14 protein-coding genes, 1 pseudogene and 1 riboswitch are annotated in these 17852 nt (G+C 43.3%); all 15 genes and pseudogenes read left to right on the forward strand.

Going from position 1 to position 17852, the window contains the following annotated elements; translation table 11 throughout:
* The first annotated feature begins 50 nt into the window (after positions 1 to 50).
* The gene (gene pgsA, locus ACFQ4A_RS01755; protein ID WP_382397112.1) at positions 51 to 629 is read left to right on the forward strand and encodes a CDP-diacylglycerol--glycerol-3-phosphate 3-phosphatidyltransferase; all 579 of its coding nucleotides are present in this window, start codon (positions 51 to 53) and stop codon (positions 627 to 629) included.
* On the forward strand, positions 629 to 1873 hold the full coding sequence (locus ACFQ4A_RS01760) for a competence/damage-inducible protein A (protein ID WP_382397113.1): 1245 nt from the start codon (positions 629 to 631) through the stop codon (positions 1871 to 1873). The genes pgsA and ACFQ4A_RS01760 overlap by 1 nt, the downstream gene beginning before the upstream one ends.
* 178 nt (positions 1874 to 2051) lie before the next feature.
* A complete protein-coding gene (gene recA / locus ACFQ4A_RS01765) occupies positions 2052 to 3089 on the forward strand; it encodes a recombinase RecA (protein WP_382397114.1) in 1038 nt (345 codons plus the stop codon).
* Positions 3090 to 3311: 222 nt separating this feature from the next.
* Entirely contained in the window at positions 3312 to 4877 is a 1566-nt protein-coding gene (rny, locus tag ACFQ4A_RS01770) for a ribonuclease Y (protein ID WP_382397115.1), read from the forward strand.
* 96 nt (positions 4878 to 4973) lie between these two features.
* On the forward strand, positions 4974 to 5771 hold the full coding sequence (locus ACFQ4A_RS01775) for a TIGR00282 family metallophosphoesterase (protein ID WP_382397116.1): 798 nt from the start codon (positions 4974 to 4976) through the stop codon (positions 5769 to 5771).
* A gap of 411 nt (positions 5772 to 6182) precedes the next feature.
* A complete protein-coding gene (locus tag ACFQ4A_RS01780) occupies positions 6183 to 6443 on the forward strand; it encodes a stage V sporulation protein S (protein ID WP_010530699.1) in 261 nt (86 codons plus the stop codon).
* A 171-nt stretch (positions 6444 to 6614) separates the two neighbouring features.
* Complete coding sequence (gene miaB, locus ACFQ4A_RS01785; RefSeq protein ID WP_382397117.1) at positions 6615 to 8195, forward strand: tRNA (N6-isopentenyl adenosine(37)-C2)-methylthiotransferase MiaB; 1581 nt, start codon at positions 6615 to 6617, stop codon at positions 8193 to 8195.
* A gap of 1 nt (position 8196) precedes the next feature.
* Entirely contained in the window at positions 8197 to 8625 is a 429-nt protein-coding gene (locus ACFQ4A_RS01790; RefSeq protein ID WP_382397118.1) for a RicAFT regulatory complex protein RicA family protein, read from the forward strand.
* A gap of 236 nt (positions 8626 to 8861) precedes the next feature.
* On the forward strand, positions 8862 to 9428 hold the full coding sequence (locus tag ACFQ4A_RS01795; RefSeq protein WP_382397119.1) for an outer spore coat protein CotE: 567 nt from the start codon (positions 8862 to 8864) through the stop codon (positions 9426 to 9428).
* Between the two features lie 197 nt (positions 9429 to 9625).
* Positions 9626 to 12199: a DNA mismatch repair protein MutS gene (gene mutS, locus ACFQ4A_RS01800; RefSeq protein ID WP_382397120.1), complete on the forward strand. Its 2574-nt coding sequence runs from the start codon at positions 9626 to 9628 to the stop codon at positions 12197 to 12199.
* 18 nt (positions 12200 to 12217) lie between these two features.
* Complete coding sequence (gene mutL / locus ACFQ4A_RS01805; protein WP_382397121.1) at positions 12218 to 14056, forward strand: DNA mismatch repair endonuclease MutL; 1839 nt, start codon at positions 12218 to 12220, stop codon at positions 14054 to 14056.
* A 72-nt stretch (positions 14057 to 14128) separates the two neighbouring features.
* Positions 14129 to 14963, forward strand: a pseudogene (locus ACFQ4A_RS01810) (IS1380 family transposase); the annotation flags it as partial.
* Positions 14964 to 15257: 294 nt separating this feature from the next.
* Positions 15258 to 15357: riboswitch (cyclic di-GMP riboswitch) on the forward strand.
* Between the two features lie 172 nt (positions 15358 to 15529).
* Positions 15530 to 16300 (forward strand): EAL domain-containing protein, encoded by a 771-nt coding sequence (locus ACFQ4A_RS01815; RefSeq protein WP_382397122.1) that lies wholly within the window; start codon positions 15530 to 15532, stop codon positions 16298 to 16300.
* The gene (motA, locus tag ACFQ4A_RS01820; RefSeq protein ID WP_382397123.1) at positions 16293 to 17093 is read left to right on the forward strand and encodes a flagellar motor stator protein MotA; all 801 of its coding nucleotides are present in this window, start codon (positions 16293 to 16295) and stop codon (positions 17091 to 17093) included. The genes ACFQ4A_RS01815 and motA overlap by 8 nt, the downstream gene beginning before the upstream one ends.
* On the forward strand, positions 17071 to 17847 hold the full coding sequence (motB, locus tag ACFQ4A_RS01825; protein ID WP_382397124.1) for a flagellar motor protein MotB: 777 nt from the start codon (positions 17071 to 17073) through the stop codon (positions 17845 to 17847). The genes motA and motB overlap by 23 nt, the downstream gene beginning before the upstream one ends.
* The last annotated feature ends 5 nt before the right edge of the window (positions 17848 to 17852 follow it).

A 17852-nucleotide genomic window follows, 5' to 3' on the forward strand; every position in this document is an offset into this window, starting at 1 on the left:
CCCTTCCTTATTTCAACGGGGAAGGGTTTCATACGCAGGAGGGAAGAGCTGTGAATATACCAAACAGGCTGACACTTTCACGAATTTTTTTAATCCCGATTTTTATTATTTTGTTAACTGTTCCATTCAATTGGGGTGAGTGGAACATTGGAGAAACGGTATTACCTGTTTCGCATTTTGTTGCTGCATTATTATTTATTATAGCGGCAGCAACCGATTGGATCGATGGGTATTATGCCCGAAAATATAATCTGGTCACGAATCTTGGGAAATTTTTGGATCCGCTGGCTGATAAGCTGCTCGTAGCAGCTGCGCTTATTTTGTTGGTGGAATTAGGGCTTGCCCCGGGTTGGATTGCCATCATTATTATCAGCCGGGAATTCGCGGTAACCGGCCTTCGTCTCGTGGCTGCCGGTGAAGGAATCGTTCTGGCGGCCGGCAGCATGGGGAAATTAAAAACGGCAACCCAGATGATTGCGATTGCTGTTTTATTGCTGCATAATTTCCCATTTTCCTATCTTGGCTTTCCGTTCGGTACGGTGATGCTTTATGTATCGTTAGTTTTTACGATTGCATCTGGTTATGAATATTTTGTAAAAAACTGGCATGTCATGGGGGGTTCGAAATAATGAGACAAGCAAGCGCGGAAATTGTGGCTGTCGGCACGGAATTGCTGCTGGGACAAATTGCCAACACCAATGCCCAATGGCTGTCTGAAACATTGGCTTCAATTGGCATAAATGTTCATCACCACGCTGTCGTCGGCGACAATATCCGGCGGGTTGAAGAACAGTTTCGGATCTCCGGCAGGCGGGCGGATATCATTATTGTCACTGGTGGATTGGGACCGACAGAAGATGATCTGACCCGTGAGGCATTCCAGCAAATGACTGATATGGACATTGTGGAACATGGACCATCCATGAAAAAAATTGAAGCTTTTTTTAAGAAACAACAAGCGGCCATGACGCCCAACAACAGAAAGCAGGGCCGTGTCTTTGCAGGTGCTGATGTTATGGAAAATCAGACAGGGATGGCCCCGGGAATGATCGTGACACATGAAAGGAAAGTATGGGTATTTTTACCAGGCGTTCCACGCGAAATGAAGCGGATGACAACCGATAGGGTGGTGCCGCATCTGCAGCAGTTAATCGGCCAGGATACGGTGATTAAATCAACCATGCTCCGTTTTATGGGGATTGGTGAATCGCGCCTGGAAGATAGGCTGCATGATTTGATTCAGCAACAGACTAATCCGACGATAGCCCCTTTAGCGCAAAATCAGGGTGTTGCCATCCGGCTGACAGCCAAGGCGGCTTCGGATCAAGAAGCGACCCATTTGATTGACCAAACAAAAGCCACGATTATGGAAAAAGTTGGGGACTATTTTTACGGTGTGGATGATGCGACACTGGAAGAAAGCGTGTCCAGTTTGCTTGAACGCCGAAATCAATTGATCGGGGCCGCTGAAAGTTTAACAGGCGGTATGTTTACTGAAAAATTGATTGCTGTCCCAGGCGCTTCGGAAATATGCCGTGGTGGAATTGTCTGTTATGATACGAAAGTAAAAGAAAATGTATTAAATGTCTCGCCGGATCTTATGCGGCAATATGGAACCGTCAGTAAAGCATGTGCGTTGGCCATGGCGGAAAATGTGTGCTCACTTCTGGATTCGGACATCGGCATCAGTTTTACGGGCGTTGCGGGGCCTGCCAGCAGTGAAGGCCACCCACCCGGCACCGTCTTTATTGCCATTTCTGAAAAATCCGGAAAACAGTTGGCGGAAAAATATACCTTCCAAGGTGATCGGCAAACTGTAAGGAATCGGGCTGTTGTGAAGGGTTATGAACTTTTATATCATTTGTTAAAATGAATTTATTGGGACATTCCTAGCGTGAAAAACTCATTTTTCCTGTTCATGGTCTATTAAAATTTTATATTACGTTATATCGTATGCTCAAAATACAGGAACATTTATTCGGTTTTTTCTTGGCAAATCGTTGAAAAAAGAGTATGATGTAACTAGCTCATTTATTAAGGAGGTAAACGCGTTGGGAGATAGAAAACAAGCTTTAGATATGGCGTTAAAACAGATTGAAAAACAGTTCGGTAAAGGTTCGATCATGAAACTCGGAGAGCAGGAAGGACAAAAGGTGGCAACCATTCCAAGTGGATCGCTGGCTTTGGATGTGGCACTCGGAATTGGTGGCTATCCAAGGGGCCGTGTCGTGGAAATTTACGGGCCGGAATCGTCAGGTAAAACAACGGTGGCTCTGCACGCCATTGCTGAAGCGCAGCAGCAGGGTGGACAAGCCGCGTTTATTGACGCCGAGCATGCGCTTGATCCAACATACGCAAGAGCACTTGGTGTCGATATTGACGAATTACTCCTATCACAACCAGATACCGGGGAGCAGGCGCTGGAAATTGCTGAAGCACTTGTGCGGAGTGGCGCGGTGGATGTCATCGTCGTGGATTCCGTCGCGGCCCTGGTACCAAAAGCGGAAATTGAAGGTGAAATGGGCGATGCACACGTTGGGCTGCAGGCACGGTTGATGTCCCAAGCTCTGCGAAAGCTGTCCGGTGCCATTAACAAATCCAAAACAACAGCCATATTCATCAATCAGGTGAGGGAAAAAGTCGGTGTTATGTTCGGCAACCCGGAAACAACACCAGGAGGACGTGCACTTAAATTCTATTCCTCTGTCAGGCTGGAAGTGCGCCGTGCGGAAACCCTCAAACAAGGAAATGACATGGTCGGGAATAAAACAAGGTTAAAAGTTGTCAAAAATAAAGTAGCGCCGCCGTTCAGACAAGCAGAGGTTGATATCATGTACGGTGAGGGAATTTCCAAGGAAGGGGAAATTCTGGACATTGGTTCAGACCTGGATATCATTCAAAAAAGTGGTGCATGGTATTCTTACAATGAAGAACGGCTTGGACAAGGAAGGGAAAATGCCAAACAGTTTCTAAAAGAAAATGTTGACATGAAAACGGAAATTCAACAAACCATTCGCGGGCATTATCATATGGATGACAAACCCGAGGAAGAGCCGGAAGAAGCCGATCAGGAAAGCTTGGATGTTTAATAACCTGCATATAAGCCAAAAATCCTTTGCTGCATAAGTCAGTAAAGGATTTTTTTCATTGTTAAATGATTAACTGTTACGTTTTCTTGACATTGGAGAATGGTCACAGTAAAATTAAATTGTATAATTTCCTATTTTATTATACAATTAATTATTTATTTGAACATTGTACATGCCGACATTAATGAATTGTACAACTTTATAGCAATAGGAGGTGAAATCATGGACAATCCCTTAGTCATCTCCATTTTGCTTGCCGTAATCCTGATCGTCGGTATTGTTGTTGGTTATCTGATTCGTAAATCTATTGGCGAAGCTAAAATTTCCAGTGCGGAGAATTTGGCTAAACAAATAGTAGATGAGGCACACCGGAATGCGGATGCTGCCAAAAAAGAGGCGCTTCTCGAGGCGAAAGATGAAACGCATCAACTTCGTCAGCAGACAGAAGATGACTTACGTGAACGGCGATTGGACGTGCAGAAACAGGAAAATCGCCTGATGCAAAAAGAAGAAACGCTGGACAGGAAAAGTGAAACGCTGGATAAGCGAGAAACGATGCTGGAAGGAAGGGAAGAAACACTAGCAGAAAAACAACAACAAATTGAAGAAATGGAAAGCAAAGTGGAAGCGATGCTTAGTGAGCAGCAAACGGAGCTTGAGCGGATTTCCGGATATACAACTGATCAGGCCAAACAGGTTATTCTGGAACGGGTTGAACAGGAAGTCAGTCACGAATCAGCATTAATGGTCAAAGAAGCTGAAAATCGTGCCAAGGAGGAAGCGGATAAGAAAGCTAAAAGCATTCTTTCGCTGGCCTTACAGCGTTGTGCTGCGGATCATGTCGCAGAAACGACAGTGTCTGTTGTCAACCTTCCGAATGATGAAATGAAAGGTCGGATTATTGGTCGTGAAGGGCGGAACATCCGGACACTGGAAACACTGACCGGTATTGATTTGATTATTGATGACACGCCGGAAGCAGTCGTTTTATCAGGATTTGATCCGATTCGTCGGGAGATTGCCCGCATGGCATTGGAAAGGCTTGTCCAGGACGGCCGGATTCACCCAGCCAGAATCGAGGAAATGGTGGATAAAGCCAGACGGGACGTTGACGAGTACATTCGTGAAGTTGGGGAAGAAACGACGTTTGAGGTCGGAATACACGGTCTGCACCCGGATTTGGTCAAAATACTTGGCCGCTTGAAATATCGTACAAGCTACGGACAAAATGTTCTAAAACATTCGACCGAGGTTGCCTATCTTTCCGGATTGCTTGCTGCGGAGTTAGGAGAAGACGAAACACTGGCCAAACGAGCCGGCTTACTTCATGATATCGGCAAAGCAATCGATCATGAAGTAGAGGGAAGCCATGTGGAAATTGGTAAGGAACTTGGAATCAAGTATAAAGAACATGACGCTGTCATCAATGCGATTGCATCCCATCACGGTGATGAGGAAGCAACGTCCATCATTTCCGTGCTGGTTGCAGCAGCCGACGCATTGTCAGCTGCGAGACCGGGTGCCCGAAGTGAAACATTGGAAAACTATATTAAACGTCTCGAAAAACTAGAAGAAATTTCAGAGTCGTTTGCAGGTGTCGAAAAATCTTTCGCCATTCAGGCCGGAAGAGAAATTCGCATTATGGTTAAACCGGATGAAATTGATGATATTGACTCTGTTCGAATCGCACGTGATATTAGGAAACAGATTGAAGGCGAACTTGATTATCCAGGCCATATCAAAGTAACGGTGATCAGAGAAACACGGACAGTCGAATATGCAAAGTAAACAGAAGCGGCCGGATCCGGCCGCTTCTCTATTACTTTACAATGCACGGGCACTATGAAACACTATGACTAATAACAGGTAGAAGGATGGGGCACAATGAAATTATTATTTATCGGTGATGTAACCGGATCTCCGGGCAGAGAGATGGTCCGGAGATATTTACCCAGATTGCAAGAAACATATCATCCGAACATGACCATTATCAATGGGGAAAATGCTGCAGCCGGTAAAGGGATGACACAAAAAATTTATAAACAGCTTTTGGAATGGGGCGCGAACGTCATCACCATGGGAAATCATACATGGGACAAAAAAGAAATATTTGAATTTATTGATGATGCCAACAATTTGATCCGACCTGCCAATTTTCCGGCAGATACCCCGGGAAAAGGGATGGCGTTTGTTAATATAAATGGTACGGAAGTTGCTGTCATTAATGGGCAGGGACGGACATTTTTACCCGCTATTGATGATCCGTTCCGTAAAATGGATGAACTGATTGCGGCGGCCAAAAAACGGACAAACATTATTTTTGTTGACTTTCATGCTGAAGCCACAAGTGAAAAACAGGCAATGGGCTGGTACTTGGATGGAAAAGTCAGTGCAGTTGCCGGCACACACACCCATGTGCAGACGGCTGATAACCGCTTGCTGCCAAAGGGAACAGCCTATATAACTGATGTTGGCATGACAGGCCCCTATGATGCCATATTGGGCATGGAAAAAGAATCGGTTTTGAGAAAGTTTTTAACAAGTTTGCCGGTTCGTTTTGAAATTGACAAAAACGGAAGGGCACAACTAAATGGTTTACTGGTGACCATCAATGAAAAGACCGGACATGCCACGGATATTGAACGTATCATGATCAACGATGATCATCCATTCTTCAGCTGATTATCCTGCATGTAATGGACAGTAACCCGCCAGAAAACGGCGGCTAACTGTCCCTAAATGTCCGATTCGGCTCGGGCCTGCACGATGCAGGTCACAAAGGCGTTGCAACAGGACAAGGAAAGCTACGACAGCAATACATCGCACGAAGAAAAAGTGCCTTCCTTTTTCGAGGATGCCCGAGAACTTAGCCTTTGTTCGGGCCTGCACGATGCAGGTCACAAAGGCGTTGCAACAGGACGTTGCGAACTTAGCCTTTGTTCCTTAATATCAGCGGTGAAGACCGTTCCACTGAATGAAGTTTCACTTTATTTGAATGTTTAGAATTATTGATGCATAATAAGGTAATAAGCCACGATCTCCACGAATATAGTAGGATTAGAACCACAATAGTACATGAAGGAGGTACCAGTAGTGGAAGTATTAAAAGTGTCAGCTAAATCAAATCCAAATTCAGTAGCAGGTGCACTTGCGAACGTCTTACGGGAAAGAGGATCAGCGGAGATACAGGCCATCGGTGCCGGTGCTTTAAACCAGGCTGTCAAGGCAGTTGCCATTGCACGGGGATTCGTTGCACCAAGTGGTGTTGACTTAATTTGTATACCGGCATTTACCGACATTATGATTGAAGAAGAGGAACGGACAGCGATTAAATTGATTGTAGAACCAAGATAAATGATCAAATCATCCATTGTCAGTGTTGTGCATGCGCGCAGCACTATTTTTATGATGGTTTGTCCAGGTACTGGCGATCATGGATTGTTTAATTTGCCTGAAGCCTTTATAATAAATTAATGGATGGCTATGGTTATAAGGCGATCCCAGAAAGACGAAAGGAGTTTTGTTATGAACGAACAGCAGCGCAAACAACAAGCCCAAATCAAGCAGCCTGATAATCCGGCGGACGTAAAATCCGACGCGGATAATATAGAGCGGCTGAAACATACATCAAGTGATGCGTTGATTGCCAAGTATTTTGAGACAACCTATGAACCGCCTAATTTGAATAAAGCCAGAAAACGCGGCCGTGATGATATAGAGGTTCATTATGATTTTGGCATCCCGGAAGATATGGAAAATATTGGTAAAGGCAGCAAATTCATGATCCGTACATATGGGTGCCAGATGAATGAGCACGATACCGAAGTTATGGCAGGTATATTGTCCGAAATGGGCTACACCTCCACCAATGATACAGACGAAGCAGACATTATCCTGCTAAATACGTGCGCTATCCGAGAAAACGCGGAAAATAAAGTATTTGGTGAAATCGGTCACCTGAAAGCTTTGAAACGGGAAAAACCGGATCTTATCCTCGGTGTATGCGGCTGCATGTCCCAAGAAGAAAAGGTCGTCAACCGGATTATGAAAAAACACCCGCAAGTAGATCTAATCTTCGGGACTCATAATATTCACCGTCTTCCACAACTCGTCAAAGAGGCCATGTTCGGAAAAGAGAAAGTGGTTGAAGTGTGGTCCAAGGAAGGCGACATTATTGAGAACCTTCCAAAAGCACGAAAAGGAAGCGTCAAGGCATGGGTTAATATTATGTACGGCTGTGATAAATTTTGCACGTACTGCATTGTGCCGATGACCCGCGGAAAAGAACGAAGCCGCCGTCCGCAAGACATTATTCAGGAAGTGCGCCAACTGACGGCACAGGGCTATAAAGAAATTACACTGCTTGGTCAGAATGTCAACGCATACGGAAAGGATTTTGAGGATTCGGATTATGGCCTAGGTGATTTAATGGATGATCTCCATAAAATTGATATACCGAGAATCCGTTTCACCACGTCACACCCAAGAGACTTTGATGATTGCCTGATCGAAGTGCTGGCAAAAGGTGGCAATCTGCTCGATCATATCCATTTGCCGGTACAATCGGGCAGCAGTGAAGTCCTTAAGAAGATGAACCGCAAATACACACGTGAAGAATATCTGGAACTGGTCCGTAAAATTCGTAAAGCCATGCCGAATGCCACGCTGACAACTGATATTATTGTCGGATTCCCGAATGAAACCGAAGAGCAATTTGAAGAAACCATGTCACTGGTCGAAGAAGTTGGTTTTGAATCGGCGTTTACATTCATTTATTCCCCTCGTGAAGGGACACCGGCAGCACGAAAACAGGACGATGTTCCTGAGGACGTGAAAAAACAGCGGCTTTATCGGCTGAATGACCTTGTCAACAAGCAATCAGCCGAATCGATGGAGCAATATAAGGATAAAGTTGTCAAAGTGCTTGTTGAAGGCGAGAGTAAAAAAGACCCTGACGTCCTTGCAGGTTATACAGAACGCAACAAACTGGTTAACTTTAAAGGGCCGAAGTCGGTTATCGGAAAAATTGTTGATGTCAGAATCACGGAAACCAGAACATGGTCATTGAATGGCGTTATGGCAGAAAAAACAGCTGAGGTGAAATAACATGGCGGAATACACGCGTAAACAAATATTGGATGAAGCCAAAAAGCTGGCGAATATGCTCGCCAATACTGAAGAAATTGATCGCTTTAAACAAGTTGAAGCCAAGATCAATAACAACCAGAAGGTGCAGAAATTAATTACGAAGATTAAAACATTACAAAAACAAGCGGTTAATTTCCAAGCGTATGGAAAAACAGAAGCATTGAAAAACGTGGAAAAAGAAATTGACCGCCTGCATGCCGAAGTTGATGCAATTCCGATTGTCCAGGAGTTTAAAGAAACACAAGGGGTTGTCAATGATGTCCTCCAGCTCGTTTCTGGAACCATCTCCCGCGAAGTCACCAACAATGTCATCACGTCAACAGGAGGCGACCTTCTCTCAGGTGAAACAGGGAAGACGTTCAGCGATGAACCGGCCAGCTACCGTTAAGATGTTGTTCTCCCGGAAATCCCAGCTTCCGTTAGTAGAACGCCGAACGGAAAGATACCTATGTTTGACGGCTAAACGCTGTCTCAATATGATAAAGCAAGTCAGGCAGAAGCGCATACTGCCTGACGTTTTATTTAGAGGAACATCAATGGTCTTTACGTCCTTTTACAAATCCATTATGCACTTTAGGTATTTGTCTTGCATAATATGACTATGAGAAAAGGAGGTAACGACTTATGTCATATCTTGATCACGAATACAGGGAAATTATTACGAAAGCTGTTTGTGGAAAAGGTCGAAAATTTACGCAGGCAACACACCATGTATCACCATCACATAGGCCTTCCAGTATTCTTGGCTGCTGGGTGATCAATCATTTATATAACGCTAAGAAGAAATCAGAGGATACAGTTGAAATCAATGGCAGCTATGATATTAATATCTGGTATTCGTACAATGATAACACCAAAACAGAAGTGGTGACCGAACGTGTTACCTACACCGATTATGTCCCCCTTTCCGTTAAGGATGACAAATCTTTGACTGACGACTATGATGTGATCGCCAAAGTCGTTCAGCAGCCAAACTGCCTGGAATGTGAGATTGCCGAACACGGTCATAAAATCGTTGTGGATGTTGAGCGTGAGTTTGTCGTACAAATAATCGGCGAGACCAAAGTTGCTGTAAAAGTAGATCCAAAAGGCGGTACATTCGATGATGACGATGATTGGGGCTTTGACATTACCGATGATGAGCTGAGCGACGTCAAACCCGATTTTGTTGACAGCAAGCATAAGGATTAAGCAACTTACGAGGGGTAATACTCTCGTAAGTTTTTTTGTCCTGTTATCCCCCGTCAGGAACAAAACGTATCGTCAACCCCGTGCATCATTGTGGGTGACGACGGTTTCTTGTTAAAAACAACTGTCATTAGTCGTTCTGATTCAGCAGAATATGCTATAATATAACAATAGATTCGATTGGTTTTGGAGGATTCGTCATGGCTAATAACACACCAATGATGGCACAATATTTAAACATTAAAGCTGAATATCAGGATGCTTTTTTATTTTTCCGGCTTGGTGATTTTTATGAAATGTTTTTTGAAGATGCAACGCTCGCAGCAAGAGAATTGGAAATTACGCTGACAAAACGGGATGGCGGAAAAGATGAGCCGACTCCCATGTGCGGTGTGCCATATCATTCGGCAAGCAATTATATTAAAAATTTAATTGAAAAGGGATATAAAGTAGCTATCTGTGAGCAGGTTGAGGATCCCAAAGACGCTAAAGGCGTGGTAAAACGGGAAGTCGTCCAATTAATTACACCGGGAACGGTCATGGAAACCAATATGCTGCAGGAGTATGACCATAATTATATTACTAGTCTTTCTCATTTCCGCGATGGATCCTATGTCATTGTATACAGTGAATTATCAATTGGTGAGAGCAGTATCGCCCTGATCACGGATGGCTGGGATGCCGTGATGCATGAATTATATAACCAGCCGATTAAGGAGATGGTGGTTTCATCGGACCTCCCTGAAACATTGCAGGAAACCTTGTCTGAAAAACTGAATATCCCATTATCCTATCAGGACGACGTATCATTTAATGCTGAATATCGTAGTTTGTGTAACAATTTAAATGATGAGCGTCTTGTCCAGGCATTCAGCCGCCTGCTTAATTACATAGAGACGACCCAGAAGCGTTCTTTGGACCATTTGCAGCCTGCCAAACTTATTGAACTGGATCACTATTTATCGCTGGATATGTACTCCAAGCGAAACCTGGAATTGACGGAAACGGTTATGAAAAAGGGAAAGCATGGAAGTTTGTTATGGGTGCTTGATCAGACTGTAACAGCAATGGGCTCAAGAGTGCTCAAAAAATGGCTTGACCGGCCCTTGTTGAACCAGAAGCAAATAGAAGAACGGTTTGATGTTGTGGAAGGGTTTTTGCATGGCTTTATGGAACGTGATGCTTTAAGGGAAGCGTTAAAATCAGTCTATGATTTGGAGCGGCTTGCTGGCAGGGTTGCTTACGGTAATGTCAATGCCAGGGATCTGATACAACTGAAGCAATCATTGGAAAAAATTCCTGAACTTAAAACGATTTTAAATCAATTTGATCAGGAAAGGATTGGCCAATTAAGTAGCAGTCTCCATTTTCCGGAACATATCGTGTCGCTCCTTGATGCTGGCTTGCAGCATGATCCGCCTGTATCCATAACAGAAGGTTCAATCATTAAGGATGGCTATGATGATAAACTGGATACATACCGTGAGGCATCACGGAACGGAAAACAGTGGATTGCCGAACTGGAACAAAAAGAGCGTCAGGAAACGACTATTAAATCGCTGAAAGTAGGATACAACCGGGTTTTCGGTTACTATATTGAAGTGACAAAAGCGAATCTGCACCTGCTGCCGGAAGATAGATATGAGCGAAAGCAGACACTTGCCAACGCCGAACGTTATATAACACCGGAGTTGAAAGAAAAAGAACAATTGATTCTGGAAGCAGAAGAAAAAAGTGTTGAGCTGGAATACCGTCTATTTCTGGAAATTCGTGATCAGATAAAAGATCATATCCCGGCTATCCAGTACTTAGCGGAAGTTGTCAGTCAAATCGATGTGCTGCAAGGTTTTGCAACGGTAAGTGAGGCGAACCAATACAGACGACCCCATTTTTCAACAGATCGATTAGCTATTAAAAATGGGCGCCATCCGGTGGTCGAACAAGTGATGAAAGGTAACGCCTTTGTCCCGAATGACATGCTGCTTGATCATGAGACGGATATTCTGTTGATTACCGGGCCGAACATGTCTGGGAAAAGCACCTATATGCGCCAGCTGGCCCTGACGGTGATTATGGGCCAAATCGGGTGCTTTGTTCCGTGTGAAGAAGCGGAACTGTTCTTGTTTGATCAGATTTTTACCCGTATTGGGGCGGCAGATGACCTTGTATCCGGCCAGAGTACGTTTATGGTTGAAATGCTCGAGGCTAATCATGCGATCGCCAATGCTACGGAGAACAGTCTAATTTTACTTGACGAAATCGGCCGGGGTACAAGCACCTATGATGGCATGGCTCTAGCACAGGCGATTGTTGAACATATTCATGACGCTATTCACGCAAAAACGGTATTTTCAACCCATTATCACGAGCTGACTGCGCTGGAAAATTCCCTGGACAGGCTGAAAAACATTCATGTCCGGGCTGAAGAGCACGAGGACAAAGTGGTGTTCCTTCATCAAATTAAAGAAGGGGCTGCTGATCAGAGTTATGGCATTCATGTAGCCAAATTGGCCGATCTGCCTGCACCACTGATCGAGCGGGCCAGTATAATTCTGGAGCAGCTGGAACAAAGTGATGATGAGCCGCTGGAAACGCACACTGGACAATTATCGTTTTTTGAACAGGCAGAACAAGCCAATGAGAGCCAAAGAACCGTCAATCAAAAAGAAGACGGGGTGGTGGATGCGCTCAAACATATCAATCTATTTGAAATGACGCCCTTAGATGCCATGAATGCATTATACCGATTGCAAAAACAGGCGGAAGAAAAATAGAAAGAAAGGACTGTTTCCATGGGAATTTTACAAATGCCGGATGCGCTCGCTAATAAAATAGCTGCCGGAGAAGTGGTGGAACGTCCGGCCTCTGTTGTAAAAGAATTGATTGAAAACAGTATTGACGCCCATAGCTCATGGATCAGGGTGGAAGTGGAAGAAGCCGGTTTGCAAAAAATAAAAGTGACGGATAATGGCGATGGTATGCCCGAAGCTGACGCTGAAAAAGCTTTTTTGCGTCATGCAACAAGTAAAATTAAACATGAAACGGATTTATTCCGGGTCAACACATTGGGCTTTCGGGGTGAGGCGCTGGCAAGCATTGCGGCTGTCAGCAGGTTGACGGTTAAGACTTCACAAGGTGACGGTGCCGCTACATACTTATCAATTGAAGGCGGCGTGGTGACAGACAGATCAAAAAGTGATGCACGCCAGGGGACGGAAATTGTGGTTGCGGATTTATTTTTCAACACACCTGCCCGCTTAAAATATATGAAAACCATCCACACGGAACTGGGGCATATAACCGACCTGTTAAACCGCCTGGCATTATCACATCCAAAGATCCGATTTGAAGCTATTCACAATGGCAAACCGTTATTTACAACGGCAGGTACGGGCGATCTGCTGCAGGTGGTCAGCCAGGTTTACGGTATGAATGTTGCCAGAAAAATGATTCCCGTTAAACATGACACATTGGATTTTTCGATTGAAGGGTATATCGCCAAGCCTGAAGTGACCAGAGCTTCCCGTAACTATATATCGACAATGATTAACGGGCGATACATCAAAAGCCAGCAGCTCTCACAAGCGATTATGAGAGGTTATCACACACTGCTGCCGGTCGGACGCTCGCCAATTGTTGTGTTAGCGATTGACATGGACCCGGTGCTGGTTGATGTGAACGTACATCCAACCAAACTTGAAGTCCGTTTCAGTAAAGACAGGGAACTCTTTTCTGCCATAGAAGAAACAATCCGTGCCGCCTTTAGGAACACATCACTTATACCGGAAATGGAACAAAAGCAGCAGGTGGAAAAACCAAAGCAATCGGTCCAGAACACCATGAATTTTGAGGAACCGAAACAAGCAACAAATGCGTGGCCGGCTGAACTGCGAGTCAATGAACATCAGCCTGATATAAGCGGCAGCGAAACGACCGATCAGAAGATACAGTATTCACCCGACAACCATCCGCAAAAACCAGTTTCCGAACAAGATGAGCAAACGGGCAAAAATTCTGAGCCGGCAACAGAGGAGACCGTCAAAAAGGATCGTGTGCCTGTTCTGTATCCGATTGGCCAGCTTCACGGGACATACATCCTGGCCCAAAACGAAACCGGTTTTTATATGATTGATCAGCACGCTGCCCAGGAACGGATCAAATTTGAACGATTTAGGCGGAAATTGGGCCAAACCACCAATGAATTACAGGAACTGCTGATTCCATTAACATTTGATTTTTCCAGGCAGGAATCGATTTTCATCGATCACCATATGGAAGACCTTGCCAAAGTTGGGTTGTTTTTTGAGCCGTTTGGCAATCAGAGCTATATTATTCGCTCTCATCCAAACTGGTTTCCGAAAGGCTTTGAAGAAGAAGTTATCCGGGAAATGATTGAGCAGATTATGCAGGATGAGAAGATTGATGTGGCATCACTCAGGGAAGATGCTGCGGCTCTGATGTCATGCAAGCGATCGATCAAGGCTAACCATTACTTGGATCAAGACGGTATGTTCCGGCTGCTGGAAGATTTGCGGACAACGACGGACCCGTTCACATGTCCGCATGGAAGGCCGGTTATTATTCATTTTTCCGCCTATGAACTGGAAAAAATGTTTAAACGCGTGATGTAATAATAAATGCGCTGTAAACCTTGTTATCTAAGAGGTTCGGCGCATTTTTAATAGGAATTGACCACGCGGTAACAGGAATCAGCTGCTTTTAATACCCATTACGGCACAGTCGGCTTCACCCATTGGTTGCTTTTGATGGTGTCACACGTGATTTTTTGAAAGCAGGGGTGCGTCCAGGGCAATGTGTACACGTCCAACGGGGTTGTGGACTCGGAACCATTCATCACCCATTACAATGGAAAATTCCCGGAAACGACACCATTCTTGCGTGGTGACAGTGGTTTTGCTGTTCCGGGGCTGTATAAATTATGCGAAGCCGAATCCGCCTAATATGTGATTCGAAATCCAACCCAAACCTGCAGCACTGAACTCCATCCTTCCACAGCACCGTCCGATGCGACCTAGACCGAATGTTATTTTGAAGAAAAGGAATACCGGGCACAGTCATGGTCCAAGTCGAGAAAAGTGATTATCCAATCTGCCCGTCCGGCAAGTGAGTTTGTTTCTCCCACATTCATTCTTCGTCACAAACCCTGACAGACGCTTTCACGCTTAAGAGTATTGTCTGTTCTTACCAAAAAAGAGGAAGAACAGTGGAGAATTATATCAAGGCAGCAAAAGATGGATTCGATTTCGACAGAATGAGCAGTCATTCCTTTCAAGTAAACGAAGCAAGAATGATGTTGAGTTTGGCTGCCCTATAACCTGACTAATTAGATGTGTACACTCTGTTTTCAGAAGAACAGAAAAGTATGCAGATTCAGACCATACGAACCAAAGTTGTTAAAGTAGCAAGCAAATTGGTCAAATCGGGCCGCTCGTTTTATGTTAAGCCATCACCCCGTTTCGTTTTCAAGCATTTTTCTGGAAAGTGCTGCAGCGAATACAAACGTTACAACTAGAGTAAAGTATGATTTATTAACTCCTGGTTTTAAAAAAACTTCTTTTAAACCAAGGATCATGTATGTCCAAAAACGATGCATTTTGAGTACCTACAGTTATATCTCGACATCATTAATAACATGAACATCTCAATTTTGGGACGCAAGCCAAAAATATTAGCGTCTGATTCCAATATAAGCTTTAACTTGGAAGTATGAATAATTCCGGAGAAAATATAAATTTGGATAAATTTGTTGATTTTTGTCGGAAATACCTATTATACTAGTCTACATGTAATGGTTCATTTTTCCTATAGTAAAAAAGAAATAGGCAAACTATTCGAAAGGATAGGACGCAAAGCTAAAGGGTCTAATATGCGAATTTTATAAATCACGCATAATGATCGCCTGGCTGCCACTTTTTATTTTAATATGGAATATTAATTTAGATTTTGGCTATTAACTACTCATGAATAGCCTTTTTTCATGATAAAGGGGGGAGGTTCCGAGAAATAGGAAAGCTCTTATGGAATTCCTTTTCTGTTTTGGCAAAGGGAACTGGGTAAAAAATACATAGGATGAGGTATGTCACATGGATTTAAAGTTAGATATCACTTCCGAAGAAAATGATTTTTATCATGTTATTCAACCTGTTATCAACTTAATAACAAATGACGTTTATGGATATGAGGTACTACTTCGTTCACAGCAAGTACAGAATCCGAAATTACTTTTTGACAACGCAAGAGAACATAATCAGCTCGTTAATGTCGACATAAGTTCCATATTTAAAGCGTTTGAGACCCTTAATCAAGGAGGTGTACCTATAAAGGATAAGCGTATACTCGTCAATGTTTTTCCATCAACATTAGTTGATACATCTTTTTATTATCATTTACAACAGTTGAAGTCGTATTTAGGTTCAGTATCCAACAATGTTGTAATTGAGATAAATGAAGCCGAAAAAGAAATGGAGTTATTTATTGTAAAAGAGGTCGCTCAAGAGATCAGAAAGGACGGTTTCCTGATTGCTCTTAATGATCTTGGAAAAGGGGAGTGGACATTAAGGTCAATATTGGAAATTAATCCTGATATTGCTAAAATCGATCGGTATTTTGCTAAAGATTTGGCAGAGTCCCCTAAGAAACAAAAAGCCCTAAAATTTATGCTGATGCTCCTTCGGGAAGACGCTGAGGTCATTGTGGAAGGGTTTGAGTCTGAGCCTGATTTACAAAAAGCCAAGGAATTAGGTGTTCCTTATGGTCAAGGTTATCTTTTGGGAAAACCAAAACCAATAAAGTACTACATGCCAGGTGTATATCCAAGTGAATATAGAAGATTATGGAGGTTGCAGGATGGATAAGTCATCAATTCTTGGAATACTATTTGGACTCATAGCTATTGGTGCCGGAATGGTGTTAAAAGGGGTAAGCCCTATGGCCATCGTTAATCCTGCAGCCTTGCTGATCATATTTTTGGGAACGATAGCTTCCGTTTGTATAGCCTTTCCGATGAGTACGCTAAAGAAAGTCCCGAAGTTACTGAAAATAATCTTTACGGAAGATAAAAAACGTGATGCAGCGGAAATAATTGTAACCTTTGAAGAATGGGCCGAAACGATCCGGCAAGAAGGCATATTATGGCTCGAAAGTAAAATAGATAATGTCAATGATTCGTTTTTGGCTTCGGGCCTACAGTTGGCTGTTGATGGGCAAACACCCGATTTTATACGAGAAGTTATGTTAGAAAAAATTGATGCCATGGAGGAAAGGCACCAGAAAGGTATATCCATATTTACACAGGCTGGTACATATGCGCCGACATTGGGTGTGCTGGGGGCGGTAATTGGATTAATAGCTGCTCTTAGTGATTTGAACGATATTGAAGCATTGGGTGCAGCGATATCTGCTGCATTTGTTGCCACATTATTAGGTATCTTTTCCGGCTATGTTTTGTGGCATCCGTTTGCCAATAAACTAAAAGAAAAGTCTGAGGATGATGTCCGACTAAAGCAAATTATGATAGAAGGTATTTTATCCATAACAAACGGAGAGTCTCCGAGAATCATTAAGGATAAATTAAGTTCTTATTTATCTTCGGGAGAGTTAGCAAGATTAAATCAGGAGGACGAATATGCGGCGGAAGAAACAGCGTAAGGGGAATCATATCAGCGAATCATGGTTACTCCCATACTCAGACTTGCTAACGCTTTTAGTTGCATTGTTTATTGTCCTGTTTGCTATGAGTGAGATAGATGCCCAAAAATATCAAAGTCTTATACAAGTGTTTGACAATGAATTTAGAGGTGGATCGGGAATTCTGGAGAATAGTAATGGCGTATCGGAACAAGTTCCTGTTGTGACAGATGATAACACCGAAAACAAAGAAGATAAGGAAAAGGAAGAAGAACAAGGAACTGAGGAACTGCAAAAATTAAAAAACCTGCAGCAACAGATCAATCAATACATTGAACAAAATAATTTATCGGAAGTGTTAGGCACAAAATTATCGGGTGAAGGATTACTGGTCACGATATCCAATGACGTGTCATTTGATTCCGGCAGTGCCAAAGTTAATGATTATGGAAAGAAGATCGCAAGAGAAGTGTCTGAATTTCTATACACGGACCCGCCTCACCAAATAGTGGTGAGCGGGCACACGGATGATGTTCCTATGCATAATGAAAAATTTGCATCAAATTGGGAATTAAGTGCAATGCGAGCTATTAACTTCATGCGATTATTACTTGAAAATGAAAAATTGGATCCTGAGCGATTTAGTTCAAAAGGTCATGGTGAGCATCACCCGATTGTCCCTAATAACAGTGACCAAAATAGAACCAAAAATAGAAGGGTAGAAGTGCTCATACTGCCTAATCACGATATTCATACAAAAGAAAAAGAATCCTAAAGAAT

It is taken from the genome of Lentibacillus salinarum, assembly GCF_042679865.1.
Lineage (GTDB): Bacteria > Bacillota > Bacilli > Bacillales > Amphibacillaceae > Lentibacillus > Lentibacillus salinarum.